At 69.1% G+C, this 14518-nt stretch carries 16 protein-coding genes and 1 pseudogene; 14 read left to right on the plus strand and 3 right to left on the minus strand.

Going from position 1 to position 14518, the window contains the following annotated elements:
* A pseudogene (locus ABZ532_RS30395) lies at positions 1 to 210 on the minus strand (hypothetical protein); the annotation flags it as partial.
* Positions 211 to 774: 564 nt separating this feature from the next.
* Here ABZ532_RS30395 and ABZ532_RS30400 point away from each other — a divergent pair.
* The 5 genes from ABZ532_RS30400 to ABZ532_RS30420 are packed head-to-tail and all read left to right on the plus strand — an operon-like array spanning position 775 to position 3735.
* Positions 775 to 1248: a hypothetical protein gene (locus ABZ532_RS30400; RefSeq protein ID WP_030795189.1), complete on the plus strand. Its 474-nt coding sequence runs from the start codon at positions 775 to 777 to the stop codon at positions 1246 to 1248.
* Positions 1245 to 1592, plus strand: coding sequence for a hypothetical protein (locus ABZ532_RS30405; protein WP_030795186.1), 348 nt, complete (start codon positions 1245 to 1247; stop codon positions 1590 to 1592). Before ABZ532_RS30400 ends, ABZ532_RS30405 begins: the two co-directional genes overlap by 4 nt.
* Positions 1589 to 2005 (plus strand): hypothetical protein, encoded by a 417-nt coding sequence (locus tag ABZ532_RS30410; RefSeq protein WP_361290912.1) that lies wholly within the window; start codon positions 1589 to 1591, stop codon positions 2003 to 2005. The genes ABZ532_RS30405 and ABZ532_RS30410 overlap by 4 nt, the downstream gene beginning before the upstream one ends.
* Entirely contained in the window at positions 2002 to 2448 is a 447-nt protein-coding gene (locus ABZ532_RS30415) for a hypothetical protein (protein ID WP_030795180.1), read from the plus strand. The genes ABZ532_RS30410 and ABZ532_RS30415 overlap by 4 nt, the downstream gene beginning before the upstream one ends.
* A gap of 18 nt (positions 2449 to 2466) precedes the next feature.
* Complete coding sequence (locus tag ABZ532_RS30420; RefSeq protein WP_361290915.1) at positions 2467 to 3735, plus strand: hypothetical protein; 1269 nt, start codon at positions 2467 to 2469, stop codon at positions 3733 to 3735.
* Positions 3736 to 3830: 95 nt separating this feature from the next.
* Here the strand turns inward: ABZ532_RS30420 and ABZ532_RS30425 are convergent, their stop codons facing one another.
* Together ABZ532_RS30425 and ABZ532_RS30430 are read right to left on the minus strand one after the other, a co-directional pair.
* Entirely contained in the window at positions 3831 to 4394 is a 564-nt protein-coding gene (locus ABZ532_RS30425; protein WP_361290918.1) for a hypothetical protein, read from the minus strand.
* A gap of 15 nt (positions 4395 to 4409) precedes the next feature.
* A complete protein-coding gene (locus ABZ532_RS30430) occupies positions 4410 to 4790 on the minus strand; it encodes a hypothetical protein (RefSeq protein ID WP_361290921.1) in 381 nt (126 codons plus the stop codon).
* Between the two features lie 177 nt (positions 4791 to 4967).
* On the opposite strand from ABZ532_RS30430, the gene ABZ532_RS30435 reads away from it, so the two are divergent.
* From ABZ532_RS30435 to ABZ532_RS30475, 9 genes are all read left to right on the plus strand, one after another.
* On the plus strand, positions 4968 to 5330 hold the full coding sequence (locus ABZ532_RS30435) for a hypothetical protein (RefSeq protein WP_361290924.1): 363 nt from the start codon (positions 4968 to 4970) through the stop codon (positions 5328 to 5330).
* A 495-nt stretch (positions 5331 to 5825) separates the two neighbouring features.
* Positions 5826 to 6167, plus strand: coding sequence for a hypothetical protein (locus tag ABZ532_RS30440; protein WP_361290927.1), 342 nt, complete (start codon positions 5826 to 5828; stop codon positions 6165 to 6167).
* Between the two features lie 220 nt (positions 6168 to 6387).
* A complete protein-coding gene (locus ABZ532_RS30445; protein ID WP_361290930.1) occupies positions 6388 to 8310 on the plus strand; it encodes a hypothetical protein in 1923 nt (640 codons plus the stop codon).
* 1018 nt (positions 8311 to 9328) lie between these two features.
* Positions 9329 to 10087: a replication-relaxation family protein gene (locus ABZ532_RS30450; protein WP_361290933.1), complete on the plus strand. Its 759-nt coding sequence runs from the start codon at positions 9329 to 9331 to the stop codon at positions 10085 to 10087.
* Complete coding sequence (locus tag ABZ532_RS30455) at positions 10084 to 12303, plus strand: hypothetical protein (RefSeq protein ID WP_361290936.1); 2220 nt, start codon at positions 10084 to 10086, stop codon at positions 12301 to 12303. Before ABZ532_RS30450 ends, ABZ532_RS30455 begins: the two co-directional genes overlap by 4 nt.
* Positions 12304 to 12785: 482 nt before the next feature.
* Positions 12786 to 13166, plus strand: coding sequence for a hypothetical protein (locus tag ABZ532_RS30460; RefSeq protein WP_030795580.1), 381 nt, complete (start codon positions 12786 to 12788; stop codon positions 13164 to 13166).
* Between the two features lie 90 nt (positions 13167 to 13256).
* Positions 13257 to 13631, plus strand: coding sequence for a hypothetical protein (locus tag ABZ532_RS30465; protein WP_361290940.1), 375 nt, complete (start codon positions 13257 to 13259; stop codon positions 13629 to 13631).
* Positions 13632 to 13760: 129 nt separating this feature from the next.
* On the plus strand, positions 13761 to 13994 hold the full coding sequence (locus tag ABZ532_RS30470) for a hypothetical protein (protein WP_361290943.1): 234 nt from the start codon (positions 13761 to 13763) through the stop codon (positions 13992 to 13994).
* A gap of 66 nt (positions 13995 to 14060) precedes the next feature.
* Positions 14061 to 14267 (plus strand): hypothetical protein, encoded by a 207-nt coding sequence (locus ABZ532_RS30475; protein WP_361290946.1) that lies wholly within the window; start codon positions 14061 to 14063, stop codon positions 14265 to 14267.
* Positions 14268 to 14518: the final 251 nt, after the last annotated feature.

The raw sequence follows: 14518 nt of genomic DNA on the forward strand, positions 1-14518 counted from the left end.
GTAGCGCTCGGTCCGCAGGCCGCACGCCTTCGCCCAGTCGTCGTCGTTGACCGCGCTCTGGTAGGTCCGGGCGACCTGCACGGCGGCCGCCGTGGTGTCGGAGGCGCCACCGTCACCGGATGCGCCCCTCTCCCCTTCGTCCTGGGATGAGCACCCGGCAACGAGTACGGCAATGCCCGCCGCGGCGGCCGCCGTAGCGACCCGCCTCACAGACCGATGGCGGTTCTTCACCTTGTTGTCCTCCCCTTTGCCACTGTGCGGAACTTCCAACATGTGCAGCAGGACGGCTCTCAGCGAAGACCGGTGTACCGACCCGACTCCGCAGTGTAGTCGAACCCGCTTCAAGATCGCAATGCAATGTAATGAAACGTAATGCAATGCAACGCAATGAAATTGATTCGGCATGGGGTTTGATCAGGCATGATCCGACACACGCCGATCTGAGGCAGAGGTTTCATTTCAGTGCAGGTGCCTACTGGGTCCGGCAGCGAATCCCGCAGAACGGCACACAGCGGATCGCCCCTCCGGCCGCCGCCGTCGCTGCCTTCTCCCCTCGCGCGCCGACGAGAGCGGGCACCGGCCCACCGGCCGCGCGGGCGCCGGAGCGGAGAATCGCTCTCACAGAACCGTTAGACAGCCGAAGTACCCGTCCGGGCGACGCCGAAGGCCCCTGCCAGCGGGCTGATTTCCGATACCGTCTCCTTAGCGGAAATCAGAAACAGCGCGCTTGCAGACGCCTACAACAGGCGCTGACAACTACCGGAGGGGGCGGCGATGCCGGAGCGAGACGAGACCGAGGAGCCCGGCCGGTCGGCCGAGGACGTCCAGCGGCTGCTTCAGGCCGAAGCCGACCGCCGCGGCGTCAGCGGCCCGGAACTGCTCGACCAGCTCGCCCGCGAAGGCCGGGCCACCGGCCTGGTCGACACCGACCCGCAGGGCGACCTCACCGGGTGGACCACCACGGTGGTCGATCGACGCGGCATCGCCCGGGGAGGCGAGGAGAAGACGGTGTCCGTCCAGCCCTTGGTGTCGCCCGAGCTGTTCGGCGGCGGACCGGTGACGATCCTGGACGGCGCCGAGGGGGCCGCCATCCTGGGCCCGCTGAACAGCGGGAAGACCAGCGCCGTCGACCAGACGCGGGCCCAACTGGACGCCGCCGGCCTCTCGTACGAGGAGCGGGCCGTCACGGACGACTTCGGCGTCCAGCGGGTCGAGTTCACCGTCGAGCGGCCGGAGAACGGCGAGTGACCGGCGACCGGATGCCGTACGGCCGGTGGTGCATGGAGGCCGATGCAGCGGACGCCCAGCGCGGGGACCTGGTCCCGCTCGCCGAGCTGCCCGGCCTGGCGTCCGGCAGGGCGTCCCTGAGCCGGGCGCTGGAGCTTCTGCAGGAGGCCCCCAGCCGGCCCGCCGCGCTGGACGAGGCCCGCGAGGCGATCCGGACCGCCCTGGAGCAGGTGCCCCAGACCGGCCGTGACCAGCACTGTCACGAGTACCGGTGGCGGTCGGGGGATGCTCCGGTGTGCTCGGTGAAAACCTGCGGGCGGTGTGCTCCGATCCGGGCCGCCCGCGACCGGCAGGGCGCGCGGTGACCGCCCCGTACACCCGGGCGGAGGCCGGGCGGGACCGGCTGGACGAGCAGATCGCCACGGCCGCCGGGAATGTGCAGCGTCTCGCCGAGGAGGTTGCCGTCGCGGCCGCGGAACTGGGGCGACTGGCCGCAGCCGGGGCGCCGTTGAGCGCGCAGGCCCGGAAGCTGACGGCATGTCTCGAAGGCGTCGCCCGGGGTGCCGCACGGCACGACGCGCTGACCGACGCACTGAAGGCGGTGTACGGCAGACCGGCCGTACCAGCGGATGCTCCCACCGCAGTTCTCCCCCTCCCCTCCCCGCCGGACGAGCCCTTCCGGGGAGACCGCCTGATCCGGCTGACCGCCGCGGAAGTGCAGGAAAAGATGCGCACCCTGAACAACGACACCCAGGGCACGGAGGGCACGGGCCGGTGAGCCAGACCTACGAGCAGGCCCGCACCCAGGGGTGGGGGCCCGAGGCCGAAGCGATCAAGACCCGCGTCCACACCGCCCTGCGGAGCGGACGCGGCATCGCCGTCTTCCCCCTGGTGGAACTGCTGCTGGACGGCGAGGAGTTCGACCTGACCGGGCTGCCGGACGAGCGACGTCGGTTGGAGATCGCATTCGCCTACCGCGCCGGCCGGATGGAGGTCGAGATCTTCCCCGCCACGCTGCCGTCCGACCCGGGCGAAGCCGTGCTGGTCTACCGAGCCCAGCCGCTCGACGGCACCCCGGACCCCGTCGCCACGCTGCTGAACGCGCTGAAGGCGATGACCCGGGCGTCTGGCACGGGCGCCGAAGCCGTCCACCAGGCCGCCCAGGACGCGGCGGCCGCCGTACGCGCCATGCTCCCGCCGACCCGCACCAAGCGGAAGTAAGACCCGGAGGCCCCTGCCGTGACCAGCACTGACATCGCCCTCCCGCCGTCTCGCCCCATCGCCCGGCAGATGGAGACGGTGACCACCAGGACCGGAATGCGCCTGTCGGCGTCCGCCGCCAAGTGGTTCGAGGAGAGCGTCCCGCGGTCGAGCCGGGACGCGCGGGCCTGGCGCTGGCACGAGTACGCGCAGTGGTGCAGCGACGTCGACTGGCACACCGCCGAGCGCGGCGCCGTGGCGTCGTTCATCGCCGCCCTGGCCGACCGGGGGCACCCGGTCAAGACGCTGCAAGCGATGTCGGGCACCCTGCGCGGGATGCGTGCGCTGGACGGATCGCCGCTGGACGCTGAGGAGTTGAAGGCGATCGAGGGCGTCATCCGGGGACGCGCCAAGCATGAGGCGAAGGGGATCGGGGGTGTCCGTCCCGGCCCGCTGAAGGCGGACGGCGTGACCCCGGAAGACCTGCGGCGCATGGTCGCCACCCTGAACGTGAGCACCCCGCGCGGGGCGCGGGACGCGGTCACGCTGGTGCTCGACTGGTGGATGGCCGGGCGGTGCAGCGAGCCGGCCGCCCTCAACATCCACGACATCCGCATCCTCACCGTGGAGCTGACGGACGAGGAGACCGGGGAGATCCACGAGGTTCCCGCGCTGGAGGTCGAGGTCAGGGAGTCCAAGGCGGACCAGGACGCCGAGGGCGAGACCGTCCGCATCCTGGCGCCCCTGGACGCACCGGAGTTGTGCCCGGTCACCGCCGTGCGCCGGTGGTTCGACGTCCTCGCCGATGCCGGGCAACTCACGGACGGTCCCCTCCTCCGCCGGATCGACCGGCACGGGAAGATCGGCGCGGACGCCGCCGGCCGCCGCAACGACGACGCCGACCGCCAGGGCGGCATCACCGCCCGGACCGTGCGGACCATCATCAAGACGGCCGCCCGCGCGGCCGGGCTCATCAAGGACGAGGACGAACGGGCGGTCGCCGAGGTCTGGGAAGACCGCGCGGAGGCGGTCGCCGCCGCGGCGGCGACCGACAGCGAGGCCGAGGCCAGCAGCATCCTCTCCGGCTGGCGACTCCGCCTCCGCCGTGCTCTGCAGCAGGGCCGCCGCATCACCGGGCACAGCATGAGGCGCGGGTTCATCCAGGCCGCCCTGCGCAGCAAGAAGCCACCGCACCAGGTCGCCATCCACTCCCGTCACGCACCCAAGAGCCGGGCGTTCTGGGAGTACGTCGACAGTGTCCCGGACTGGGAGCAGAGCGCGACCATGTCCCTGCGCCTCGCGGCTTAGGAGAGCGTCCACCGCGTCCCAGTCGGGAGCGGTGGCACCCAACGCGGCGACCCCTGCCCCGGCGCGGTCCCTCGCCCCGTCCTCTGGAGGCCGGGTCACAGCGACTCCTGCGGCCGGTCGGCTTGTTTCAGCGGCCGGTCAGCGTACGGGTAGAGCGGACGTTGCCGCGCGAGTTCCGGAGCCCGGTCGAGGCGGTCGATCAGGCTCGGCTCGCGGTAGTGCCACCGGGCCCAGTCGAGGGCCGCCCGCTTCGTCTGCTCGCGCCGAAGGAGGCCGAGGTCGGGGTGCCACACCACCCAGTCCAGATGACCGCCGCGGCGAGAACGCCACAGCACGAACAGCACGAGCGCGACCACAGCACTCAGCCCGGCCCACGGCAGGGCGAGCAGTGCGGCCGCATCGCGGAGGTAGGAGGGCTGGGCCCACAGCAGTAGCAGGCTCAGGACGGGAGACACCGCCCAGGCGACCCAGTACGCGTAAGCACCGCGCATGACCCGGCGATACACCATCACGGCGCCGAACAGTGCACCCGCCGCGACGAGTACCAGCCACCGGTGCCCTGAGCCGGCCGCGAGGACGACGCACACCGCGGCGGTGCCGGTCAGTCCGGCCGCCGTCGTACGGTCCTGCCGATCGCGGGTAGCGGCGGGTTCTGGCATGGTCGCAGGTCCTGGTCAGACGAAAGTGTGACGGCCGCCGCTGAAGTGCCGAACCATTGGGTCGAAGACCTGATGGCGGACCGCGTGCTCGGCCGCCTCGTACTCTACGGGGTGGTCGAGGTCCGGAGAATCGTCCGGGCCCAGCCCCAGGTTCGCCGCCCACTCCACGCAGTTGTGGCAGCCGTCCACCCGGGGTGGATTCAACCGGTGCACAACCAGTTGGTGCGTGGTCCACGCGATCTCAGCATCGAACACCTCCCGGGCCGCCTCGCCGGAGTTCACGGCAGCGCCATAGGCGGTGACCCACGTCTTCATGAGGTCGCGGCCGTCGAGGCAGCACGGTGTGGGCAGGCCCGGGATGGCGAGCGGGGAGGGCGCGAGGGCGTTGTCCGGCATACGGCAGACCGTACCGGGCGGACGCCCGCGCCGAACAGGGAACGGGTTTCCCGGACGGTTGGCTGGTTCCCGCAGTCGTGCACCAGTGCGCTGCTGCTGAGAAACCGGTGTGACCAGTAGCGTTTCTCCGGGGGCCGCGGCAGCGGCACACGGGAGCCGGGAAGAGCGGAGAACACGGTGGACGATGTCGAGGCCCTGCGGATCGAGGTGTACCGCACGCTTCAGCTCGCGGGCCTTCCCCTGAGTGATCTCCCTTCTACTCCGGTCAGCGCCGGCGGCGGCGTGGACGTCGTGGAGTCCCGCGAATTGGGGGCCGTCATCGTGGGGTGGGCGTGCAGCGCGGAGTTGCTGAAGCAGGCCGCCGACGCCATCGATCGCGAGGAGGACGAGCACCCCGACGTGCAGCTGCAGGACGAAACCGAAGCGGCGATGGCAGCCGCGATCGACCGGGTGCTGCGGCGGCGGGGTTTCGTCACGCGCGTCCGTGCCGACGTGCCCGGCAGTCACCAGTTGGTCGTCTCCCGGAGGGATAGCGACTGACCGGCTGAGCGTTCGTTCTCAGAAACTCACGTCAGCGCTGGGTTCCTGAACGAGCGCTTCCAACAGATCCCCAGAACTCCGGTTGTCGTCACTACGAGTTCAACGACTGGGACGTCATCGCGGAACCCCGCGCATGTCCCAGCCACGTTCCAGCAGTGCGACCTGGCCGCAGCGCATCCCGGTCCCTTCGGCTCTCCGCCGAGGGGGCCGTCGTACGTCCAGAGTGTCGCGAGGCTGAGGGCAGCGTGCAGCACTGCCGTAGGAGCCGACATCCGGTCCAACGCTTACAGAGAGCGAGGGTGACGAGCCGTCACCCTCGCGAAGGACGGACACCCCGCCATCGTTGACGCGCCGGCGCCACGGTGGCAAGCCGATACGAACAGGCCGAAGACCGGACATTCCGCGCTGAGCAGGGCGGGGCGGACGTGAAAAAAGTGCTCCGACACGCGTGATTCGTGATGCACGGAAGGGGTCGGAGATGGCAGGATACGGATCATGGCCGGGACTGGGAACAAGCGGATGCTCACGAATCGTGAGAGCGCCTATGACCCTGCCTCCGGCGAGAACTGGCGGATCACCGTCAACTTGCCGCCGGTGGTGGCAGAGGCCCTGATCCCGAAGCTGCGGGAGATTCACCCCCGCCTGGCTGCCGCTGGTCTTATCGGCGCCGTCGTGGAGCACCTGGTGCTGCGCGGCGACGAGCCGCTGGACTGGAAGCGCACAGCCGAGATGGTGAAGAAGGAGATCGAGGGGATCGAGGGTGCACAGCGCCCGTCCAACCCGGCTCAGGACGCACCCCTCCCTCGGGGTAGTCGCCATGGGGGCATATCGACGTAACTGATACACGCCCCGGGGACTCACCCGCGGGGCCATACGAAAACTGAATCCCAAGGCACTGTCAGCGATCGGTTTGGTCGCCAGTGAGCTGATCAGGGCCTTTTCCATCGACGTCGGCGACACCGCCCGATGCGGGCTTTGTGCTGCCTGATGTCGTTCAGTTCTGGAGACCATCATAGCCACAGGTCCCCGGGCCGGCACCTCCTTGCCCGAAAGCGGTGTGTCACGCGCGCCGTTCACGGGAGTACCCACCGCCGAGCCCCGTACGCACAGGGCCGCGGCCACCGAGCCGCTGTTCCCCCTTCCCAGCACTCCGACGCTGCCCCTGCAGAAGGCGGAGGACAACACCGAGAGCGCAGCCGAGCGAGCCCGCGTGGCCGCCCTGCTGCTGGACGATCTCCTGTTCGCTGCCCCCGTCTTCTGCATCGACAGCGGAAACTCGAAGGTGGCCACTGACCGGCCGCTGAAGTTCCTCAGTGAGGCCGCCGAGTTCGTCCGCACCGGCCGCGCAGCCTCCTACGTCGCGACCCTCCGGGAGAGCGCGGTCGCCGTGGACATCGACGGCGACGACGACGACTGGAGCACCAGCGCGCTCGAACACCTCACCAGCCGGGCCGGAGAACTGGACGGCTGGTTCGTCACCCGACGTTCGGGCGGCGGCGCCGGCCGCTGGCACCTGATCGCGTGTTTCCGTACCCAGGCCGCCCGCGCCGAGTTCAAGACGACGGTGGAGACCGTCCGCGCGCACTGGGGTGCCACGGCCCGTCAGATCGACTGGCGCCGTACCCTCCGTCCGCTCTCCGCGCCGCACCGCAAGAGCGGCCGCGTCGACCTCCCCGAGTTCGTGGAGGGAGCCGCCAACACGCTGCCGTCGTGGGCCATGAACATGCCCCAGTACACGCGGCCGGTCACAACTCTGCGAAAGGAGGTTCCGGCAACTCCCTGGCAGCGTCGTATCTCCACGATTCCGGAGGGGGAGTTCTGGGAGCGTCTTCGTAAGCCCGGCACCGATTACTGGATGGACCGGTCTCTCAGCGAACTTCTTTCCACGGCCCGCCTCATCATCGCGGGGTTCGACGCCGACGCCGTCTGGCAGGTGGTCAGCGACCCCGCACACCTCGGTTTCTCGCGTGCCCGCAAGCGCGGCCACCGGTGGTGGGTGAAGCACGTCTGGAACGCGGCTGTCGAGTACGTAGACGACCACCGGAACAGCCGGACAGGGAAATCCCCGTCCGAGCGCTGGAAGAAGGTCACAGGCCCGCTTCTGGCAGGCGTTCGGAAACTCCACTGGCCGAACTGGACCACCGCCACGCGGCACAGCAGGGAACACATCCTCGCGGCCATCGGGGACCGTATGGCGCGTCAGGGACTGGCCTGCCGGCCGCTGCCGGAACGCGATCTGGAGAACGACACGGGGAAGTCCCGGAACACCATCCGGGCCGCCCTGGACGCGTTCGTGGAGGACGGAGTCCTCATCCGGACCCGGACGTACGACCAGAGCATGGGCCCCAAGGCGTCGCACGAGTTCAGCCTGAACCTGCTGACCCTGGACTTCCGTGCTGAAACTTCTGAACCACCTTGTAGTCACACCCCCGCCCCCCGCAGCCGCTCCTGGTTCAGCCTCGCTACGACCCTGGCCCTCCACCCCGGCCCCCTGACGGTCACCCAGCTCCACACCCTCAGCGGCTACCACCCCACCCCCACACCGACCCGGGCCCAGCTGGAGAACGTGGAGACCGGCCTCCAGGTGCTCAAGAAGCTCCGCATCGCCCAGGCCGGACGGAAGGGCTGGGCGCTCACCGGTCAGGCCGTTCGGGAACTGCGCTCCATGACCCAGCGGAAGGCAGCAACGGCAGCACGGATCGAGCGCGAGCGAAGTGACTTCGCGAGGTCCTGGGAGGCCACCAGGGAGAAGCTGCAGCGCCGTTGGCAGGAGCAGAAGGAGAGGGCCCTCCAGAGGCGTGCAGCGGCCGACCAGAGCCGTCGCGAGCAGTGGTGGGCGAGTTTGCCTGCGGAGGAGAGGAAGAGCCGTCGAGACGAGTGGAAGGCGCGTTTCCGTGAGCTGACGCCGGCCCAGCAGAAGGCCAGGGTCACCGAGTTGCGCGAGCGCCGGTACATGGCGAAGTGGGGAGCGGCCGCCTAGGTGAGTATCCCCGGGTAGCCGCCCGCCAGTTCGGCAGCGCGAACCCTGCTAGCAAACTCGGAGTTTGCCGCAGGGTGTAAAACCATGTGTAAAACAGGGTGTGACAAAGGGTGCTCCCCCCACCCACTCTGACCTGCCCTTTTCCACGTGCTGCACCGAGACCACCCACTCCCATCGTCCCTCAGGAAGTGGGTGGTCTCGGTGCAGCACGTGGGTTCAGATCAGAGTGGGTGGGGGGAGCACAGGTTGAGTGTGGTGGAGGTAGGAGAAGAACTGAGAGGAGGAGAGGAAGAGTGAGTGAGAGAGAGTGAAAGACAAAGACGAAGGACAAAGACAAGGGCAAAAGACAAAGACAAAGACGAAAGACAAGAGAAGAGAGAGAAGATTTTAAGAACTAGAGTGGGCCGGTGGGGCGTACGGCGGAGTGGTATCTGCAAGTTGTCGCTGGTGAGTTACGGGGGGCGGGGGTGGCAGCGGAACTTGAAGCCGGTGGGGACGTACGTAGCCGGCGGGGGGTGCGGGTTCGCGAGGAGGGGTCGCCCAGCAGGTAGGCCGGTGTGGGGACGGCGACCGGCTCTGATCTGTCCGGTCGTGATGCAACGTCACCACCTGCGGCGAGTTCCGCGTCTTGCGGGTGTGGGTTCGTTTGCTCCGGTCGGCGGCGAGCCGTCGAGTTAGTTCGGTGGTGGGTTGCTGGCGGGTGCGGGAGTTTCCGCCGGGGCGGATCGAGGTTAGAGAGGTGGGCGCCCTTCGGGCGGCGTTTAGTGGTCCGGCGGCGTTCACCTGGTGGCAGACGTCGGCCCCGGGGGGGCCTTTGGTCTGCCACCAGGGCGCCGGACCTTGGTCGACCCCTGGCGGGGTCGGCTGCTTTGATCTGGTGGTGGCCTCCTACGTCGGCCACCACGGCAGGGGCTCTCGTTCCTCGGCCCCTGCGGGCGGGCGAGGTCGGTTTGAACCTCAGAGTTTTGCCGTGTGCCGCACGGCGTGCGTTCGTAAGTAACGGTGGGAGTTGGTTGTCGTGGAGGTTGTAGTCCGCGAAGTGGTGGTGCCCAAGGGCAAGAACTGGCGACTCACCGAGCGGGACGTGCCGGTTCTGGAGTGGATCGGTCGGTGGTACGGCGTAACGGCAGAGCAGGTCACGCGGCAGTTCACGGGAGAGGGTGGAGTTCTGCCGTCACGTCAGGTGGTCTACCGCAGGCTCCGGGCTCTGACGTCGATGGGTCTGTTGTCGGCCGGCCAGCTTCCCGGACGGCGAGCTCAGGTGTTCTGGCTGACGAAGTACGCGACGGAACTTCTGAACATTCCTGGGAGCGCGGGGGCGCCGAACATCAAGGAGTACAACCACGACCTGGCCGTCATTGACCTGGCCCAGCACATCAACAGCATCAGGCCGGACGACGAGCTGGTCACCGAGCGGGAGATCCGTGCTCGCGATACGCCGAACCAGTACACGAGTACGGAGCCGACCTACGCGGTGTCGACCGGCGAGAACGAGCGCGGCCGCCGTTACCCGGATCTGGTTGGGCTACGTCCGGACGGAACTGTGTGGGCCCACGAGCTGGAGCGAACCCGGAAGCCGCGGCCGCGTCTCGTGAGGAACATGCTGCTGTACGTCAACGCCGATCACATCAGTTACGCCATGTACTGGGCCTTTCCGAAACTGCTGAAGAACGTGGAGTTGGCCGCGGAGGAAGCGAACGCTTCCGCCGTGGAGCTGGGGCGGGGACAGAAGATCTTTGTCCGCGTCTGGGATGTAGAAGAACGGGGAGCAGAGTGAGTACGCCACGAAGCCAGCGAGCACGAGGGAACATCGCAGGCGGGCCTACGACGAAGTGGCAGGGTTCGCAGCCCATCAACCCGAACTCGGGTGAGGCCGTGGCGAGGGCGGCGGGGGTGGTCCTGGCCGTCCTGAATCCGGTCGTGGCGATTCTCGTGCTGGTCCTGGTCGCGGCTGGCCGCCGCTTCCCGCTGCGGGCCCGGCACTGGGTGTGCTGGGCTGGTTGGGTTGCCGTAGTCGTCGGTGCGTTGATCGGCTTCTTCCGGTGGTACCTGGTGCCGTACCGCGAACTGGGGACGGCGATCTGGGACAGCCCGAACCGGGCCGCACTGGCAGAACTCGCCCAGGAGAACTGGGTGGGCTGGGTGGGCAACCAGATTCCGTTCAGCGTGACCGTCGCGGCCGGGGTCGGCGGAGCGTGGCTCATCCGGCGAGCAAAGTTCCAGGCGGAATGGCGGACGGTGAAGGACCCGGTGCCGCAGAAGCGGATCGAGGCGAAGCTGCGGGAGCTCGCGCAGAACGACGACCGTCCCCCGGCGCAGAGTTTGGACGACCTGCGTATCCGGCTGGGCGTCGACAAGATGACCGGCGAGGCGTGTGAGATCAGCGGCCGTGCGATGAGGCGACACGGATTCATCCCCGGAGCGTCCGGATACGGAAAGTCCCGCACGATCGAGCAGTTGGTGTACGAGCTGGTGGTCAGTTCGCACGCGCGGCCCCTGGGGATCGGGTTTCTGTTCGCCGACATGAAGGCGGACCCCATGCTGATCGAGGCGATGGCCGGAGGGGCACATCACGCAGGGCGCCGGTTCAAACTGGTGACGGTCACCGGGGCGGGTACGACGTACAACCCTATCCGGCACGGTTCCGCCGAGCAGATCCGCAGCCGGATCGTGGAGTGCCTGGACCAGGTGGCCGGCGGCGGGTTCTCCGAGCCGCACCACCGAGAGGCCGCCGAAGAGTTCCTGCTGTACGCCGTCCGGGCACTGGACGACCTGGTCCGCGGAAGCGTCACCGAGATGTTCCCCGACGGGACGACGCGGGCCTGGCGCCGCGACCTCCCCGACCTGGCCCGTCTGCTGACGCTGAAGTCGCTCGGCTCCCGGACGAACCACTTCTCGCCGCGGCTGCAGAAGGAACTGGGCGACTACCTGAACTACCTCAACACCGAGGCCAAGGATCTGAAGCGGTCGATCCCGGGCCTGGCCACCCGTATCCGGAACCTGGTGTCGGGCGACGCCGGCCGCGTCCTGATCGAGACGCCGGACGGTGTCGACCTCTACGAGTCGGTCAAGCGCGGCGACATCGTCCTGTTCTCCCTCGCGGCGAACACCGACGCGAAGGCGGCGCGGCAGATCGGCAACCTGTTCCTGACCGACCTCGGATCGGTCGGAGACCGGCTGCTGACGGAGAACTTCGGGGAGAACGGCGGACTGTTCATCGCGGGCGTCGATGAGTTCAGCGGGCTCGGGGGCAGCACGATGACGGGGCTGTTCCAGCGGTTGCGTGCCGCCGGCGGCGGTCTGTTCGTGTGCACCCAGGACCTGGCGGACCTGGCCGACGTGTCCGACGCGTTCCTGGCGGCCGTGCTCACCAACGCGGACGTGCTGATCCTGCACCGCACCAAGGCGTCTGCGGAGCAGGTTTCCGAACTGCTGGGGACGTACGAGGGGTGGGAGGAGACGCTTCAGGTCCAGGAGGACATCGGCGTTCTCGGCTCGACCACGGCCGGGTCCGGAGTCGGCTCCCTGCGTCAGGTCGACCGCTTCAAGGTCCACCCGAACCAGCTACGGGAATTGGGTGTCGGCGAGGCCATCGTCGCCATCGGTCACCCGGAGGACTCTTCCCAGACGGTGCAGATGGCTCTTGCCCCGAGGTACCCGGTGCCGGAGGCAGAGCAGAACGAGGTGGTCGAGCAGCAACCGCCGGTCGACCTCACGAAGGAACTCCCCTTTACCCCGCCGCCGGCCCGCAAGGACGTCGAGGCCATCGAGGCGACCCCGGAGCGCGAGCCGGACGGCGCCGCCGAGTACGAGGGTTGGGAGGAGGAACCTCCGGAGGTCGAGGAGGAACCGGTCGAGGCCGACGAGAAGGAGACCGTGGAAACCGGCGACGACGCGGCGGCCGCGACCGCGGAGGAAACTCCGGTCATCGTTCCCCAGCCCACAACGAGCCCGTCCCCCGCGACGCCGAAGCCAGCCAGCGACCCGTTCTGACGAGGGGCTGAGCTTCACGATTTTCTGCCTCCGGCGGGCCCTTACTCCCAAGGGGGTGGGGGCTCGTCGCGTGTGTGCGGGCCGGGGAGTGGCTGGGGTTGGGGGGTGGCCGGGGGCTCCCCTCGGCCGGACGGGCACCCTTCGGGCTACCACCGAACCTGCGGGGGGTGCCAGGCCGAGCCGCTTCGCGGTCGCTTCGCGAGCCTGGCACCCCCCGCAGAACCGGCGGTACGGCGGAGCTGCCCGACCGACCGAGGGGAGCCCCCGACCACCGGGCGGAGTTGTGGCGGAGGCCGCCGGGCAGGCCCGCGCGGGTGGGGACGGAAACCGCCGCTGACCTGCGGAAAGATGTGATGCAGGTCACCCGTTCGGAGGACTGTTCCAGGTGGACTCAGGCACTCAAATAAGGCAGAATTAGTGATGTCGGAAGAGGGTGGCAGCCCCGGACGACAGGCCCGAACCTTCAACACCAGGGAGACCACGTGAACACCGAGACCGGCACCGCGAAGCACTGGATCGTGGACGCCTACGACGCCGTCTGGGTGGACGGCGTGATCGTTCACGACCTGTTCAACGTCGCTCGCGTCTGCATGACGTGCCACATGGAGACCGGCCTCACCGGCCCGTGTCTGCGGGAGAACCCCCTCCCGACCCCGGAGGAGATCACCCAGGTCGCGACGCTCGCCGAGCTGCACGAGGCCGCGCGTATCGCGTTCGGCACCCTCCCCGTGTGGATGGTCGACGCCATCGCGCGGGGCGAGCTGGACGCGTACGCCCCGGACGACCGGCGGAAGCGCCTCAGCCGGGCGCGTCAGTCGCTCGCGTACGCCGAGCTGCACCGCCGGGCGCTCGACACCGAGTAAGTCACCGCACGAGCCCCACCGTCCGGGGCGGGATGGCAGCCCGCCCCGGACGAGCCCCGAACCTTCAACACCGCAAGGACGACGCACAGCATGAGCACTCAGCCCGTGAAGCCCGAGACCGACGCCCCCGAGTGGCCCGCCGCGAAGCCCGCCGATATCGACGCCGCCACGGCGTCCGGCATCATCGAGGCCCGCGCGATCAGCGAGGAGCTGACCAAGGCGCACGGCGTTTCGACCAACAACGTCGGGCACGGCATCGACCCGGTCACCAACGGGCCCGTTGTGCGCGTCGACACGGCGGAAGGGCTCATTGCCCTTGCGATCCCGGCGGTTGGCGAGCCGTACGTCATCCAGCGCAGCGGGAAGCGCCTGTTGGGGCTCCAGGCCGTCCGCCGCCCGCGCGCCCAGGTCGCCACCGTCGCCCGCCAGTTCGTCGGAGTGCTCCAGGCCCGCAACCTCGTGTGACTCAGGTCACCCGAACGGGGGACGTGAACAACTGGACCCGTACCCCAATATAAGGCAGAATTAGGGATGTCGGGAGGGGATGGCAGCCCCTCCCGGCAACGGCCCGAACCTTCAACACCGGGAGACGCGATGCGGAACACCCCCACCACCGACGAGCAGGCGCGGGAGAACTTGCAGGCCACCAAGGCACTGTGCGGACTCCAGCAGCGCGGATACCTGTACGCCGCCGAGCGCCGCCCCTTCGGCTGGATCGCCGTGATCAAGAAGGGCACTCCCCCGGTCGTCATGCACTCCCCGAAGGGCGTCATGGAGTTCGTGGCAAACCACGGGATGCCCCAGGGTCTGGAGCCCGTCCGCCGCTAAGCGAGACCCGCCGGGAGGGGTGGCAGCCCCTCCCGGCCCCCGAACCTTCAACGAGGAGAAACGCAGATGCCCCGGAACCACAACCACAACGCCCGCCAGAACGAGGGAAGCCGGTACGGACTGGCCATCATCGTCGGCATCGGTGCCCTGTTCGTGGGGGGCGCGATCGGCCTTGACGGTGTGTGGTGGCTGATCCAGCACCTCATCCCCGCACTCGTCGTGGTCGGCACGCTGGGCGTGGTCCTGAAGATGCTGGACCGCCGCCGGAGCTGAACCACGCCGTACGGTCCCCGGTCCGAGCCGGGGACCGTACGGCGGCGGTAGCGGACGCGCCTGGCGGCGCGACGACCTGTTGGGCCCCTTCGGGGCCGGCGGCCGCGGGGCGGCCGGGGTCCGCTGGCGCGGACCAGGCCCTCCTTCGTCGGGCCGAGCGGACGCCCCTGGCGGGGCGGCGGTGTTGGTGGCCCGGTGCGTGCTCGCCGGCCCCGGCCTCCTTCGTCGGCCGGTGCCGTCGGCACCGGGCC

This window comes from Streptomyces sp. NPDC019396, from assembly GCF_040632375.1.
Classification (GTDB): Bacteria; Actinomycetota; Actinomycetes; order Streptomycetales; family Streptomycetaceae; genus Streptomyces.